The organism is Sphingobacterium sp. IITKGP-BTPF85 (genome assembly GCF_001006065.1).
GTDB lineage: Bacteria > Bacteroidota > Bacteroidia > Sphingobacteriales > Sphingobacteriaceae > Sphingobacterium > Sphingobacterium anhuiense.
The window spans coordinates 1-2,274 of record NZ_ASZT02000274.1; the positions used below are offsets into that span (position 1 = coordinate 1).

Below are 2,274 nucleotides of genomic sequence, written 5' to 3' on the forward strand. Positions count from 1 at the left end.
GTATCCGCCCTATGAACTACATATTTGATTATCCGATAATTCGTTTATAGTTCTGTGGGTACAGGTCCTTCAGGTTTTTGTGGTTTATGGACATGATATTTTCCAAGGCATATTTCAGCCACTGAAACGGTTCACATCATGCTTTTTGCAGCTGGCAAAGAAGGAATAGATCATTGCCGATCTTTGTGCTGCTTCATGGCTGCCCGCAAAGAGATAGTTCTTTCGACCCAGCGCAACTGGACGGATGGCATTCTCCACAAGGTTATTGTCGATCTGTAGGTTTCCATCGTATAGATAAGCTGATAACGCATCCCAACGTGCGTAGGCATAGGCCATGGCCTTTCCGATCTGGCTTTTGGGCAAGGTGTTTTTTATCTCTTCAAAGATCCATTTGCCCATTTCGTTGATGACCGGCAACGATTCTTCCAATCGCACTTCCTTTATCCGATCAGCGGACAGTTGTTCTTCTTTTGCCCCGCGCTCTACTTTATAGAGATCCTGTATCATCAGTAGTGCCTTTTCAGCTCTCGGACGATCATTGTCCAGTGCCTTTTCAAACTCACGGCGTGCGTGTGCCCAACAGGCCAGGTGGGTAATCTCTTTTTTCTTGCCATACTTTTCATATACGGCATAGCCGTCCGTCTGAAGATAGCCTTTGAAAGTGCCCAGTATGGGCAAGGGAGCACTGCTGCCCCGGGTAGGACTATAATCAAAAAGTACAGTCCCATCCAATGGAGCGTGGTATGCCCAATAATAACCCTGATGGGCAGCGCCTTTTTTATCGCTGTCCAATACTTTTATAGGTGTTTCATCTACCTGTAGATATCCTTTTGCTTTTGTGTCGAAGACCAGTTGGTCGTAGAGCGGCTGGAGTTTGATCAGGGCTTCCTTTGTCCATCCCTCTATCGTTGAAGAAGCGATCTGTATGTTCTCCCGGGCGAAGATCTGCTTCTGGCGGTATAGCGGGAGATGATCGACATATTTATTTGTTAAGATCATCGCTAGCAGACCGGCTCCAGGAATGCCTTTATCAATGACACGCTCAGGGAGCTCGCCGATCTTAACGCCATCTCTGTTTTTAGCGGCATACTTATAGCGGATATAGCGGTTGATGTAGAACTTTGCAGGCTCACATTCCAGTTCCTCGGTGATCTCTTTGCCGATGCACACCATTTCAGACAGGTCACCCTCAGGGTGGATATGCTTTTCTATTACCGGCAAATGTTCGGGAAGCTTTGCACGCCCTTTGTGGTTTGGACGTTTACGGATATACTCGATCTTCTGCTTGGCTTCTTCCTGTTGCTGCTCTACTTCTGCGGGTTCTGCCTCAAATGGAAGTTCGGTCTGGTTGGGGTCGCCTTCGAAGCGCTCGCGCTTCTGGCCGAACTGCATCCGCTTGTACATGGCAAGCTGGGATTCCAGATATTCGATTTTTTCATCTTTAGAAGAGGAGTCTTTGGAAAGTGATTTTATCTTTTCATCACGGCTGGAAATGACCTTCAGAAGGTCTTCTTTCGAGAGGTTTTCCAGCGCTGTTTCCATACCTTAAAGATACGGATTTTCATGCATTCCTGCAATCAGAAAAGCTGTTTTTGTGGTAATGAATAACGTTTTTTCTGTATGCTTTTCACAACCTGGACGCCCTCTACGAGCAATACCAGATCGCTCCACGACAGCTCACCTTTTTTAAGTGCGGGTGTGCCAAAAGTACCCTGTTCCAACCGTTTGTAGTAGAGAACAAACCCTCCGTGTTCCCAGTGCAGCAGCTTGATGTGCGTACGGCTACGGTTCAGGAAAACGAACACCTCGCCACTGGTCGGCTGACGTTGCATCACCGAAACAACCAAGCCACAAAGCCCATCAAAACTTTACGCATATCGCAATGACCGTCGTAAAGATAGAAACGGTGAGATGATCCTAATGAAAACATGGTATTACAATCGGAGAAGCTGCGATATCAGAGAAAGATCGCGCGGTACTTTCAGCCTCACCCCCGTAGGGTAGATAATCTCTATTTGTTCCCTTTCACAGCTGATCCGAAGGCATCTCAATAAACCTCTGCTACCGGTTCCCTGTTCCTTGGACTTGGCGACCCAGTAACCCAAGGTCGCAACGTTGATCCCGTGCAATAGGCCAAATGCTTTTTGGGTCAATCCGCTCGCTTTCCAATCCTCAACCATGGAAAACATCTTTTCTCTTTTTTCTTCTGTGCTCATGAAACAAAGATCGGCCTCGTAATCAGACTAAACAATATGTACTTGGTAGGCCGGATAC

The 2,274-nt window shown here is 47.0% G+C and carries 1 protein-coding gene and 2 pseudogenes; all 3 read right to left on the reverse strand.

Translation table 11 applies throughout. The features are described 5' to 3' along the window. Positions 1-28: 28 nt before the first annotated feature. Positions 29-1,542: pseudogene (tnpC, locus tag L950_RS25015) on the reverse strand (IS66 family transposase). Between the two features lie 35 nt (positions 1,543-1,577). After that, positions 1,578-1,856: pseudogene (tnpB, locus tag L950_RS25020) on the reverse strand (IS66 family insertion sequence element accessory protein TnpB); the annotation flags it as partial. 78 nt (positions 1,857-1,934) lie between these two features. Then, positions 1,935-2,216 carry an IS66 family insertion sequence element accessory protein TnpA gene (gene tnpA / locus L950_RS37640; protein WP_021188502.1) on the reverse strand — a complete coding sequence of 94 codons (282 nt, stop codon included), beginning with the start codon at positions 2,214-2,216 and terminating at the stop codon, positions 1,935-1,937. Positions 2,217-2,274 lie beyond the last annotated feature (58 nt).

Bases quoted from the DNA above. Each gene is read 5' to 3' on its own strand.
- tnpA (WP_021188502.1), bottom strand. From the start codon at position 2,216: ATGAGCACAGAAGAAAAAAGAGAAAAGATGTTTTCCATGGTTGAGGAT.